Genomic DNA, 235 nt, shown 5'->3' on the forward strand with positions numbered 1-235 from the left:
TTACCGATTTAACTGATTGAATCAGGTCTGCTTTGGTGCCGGATACTTTCAACGGCGCAGGCTTCTGTGCTTCCAGCGCTACCAGGTCAGGATTGATGATCGCCAGTTGCTCGAGCAGTGCGTCACGGCTGCCACTGGTTTTCACCGGGGCGGGCAGGGTGGCGTTGTATTCCTTGATGCAGGCTTTCATTGCCGCAACTGTCTGTTTCTGGTCTGCCTCAATGCGCTGGAACTC

Annotated in this window: 1 protein-coding gene; it reads right to left on the bottom strand. The window is 54.9% G+C overall.

Annotated features, from left to right (window positions below; genetic code table 11):
• On the bottom strand, positions 1–235 hold a 235-nt coding region (locus tag ACSZPU_RS26575; RefSeq protein WP_499004598.1), incomplete at both ends, for a hypothetical protein.

The organism is Phytobacter sp. V69 (assembly GCF_965644215.1).
In the GTDB taxonomy this organism is placed as follows: Bacteria; Pseudomonadota; Gammaproteobacteria; order Enterobacterales; family Enterobacteriaceae; genus Phytobacter.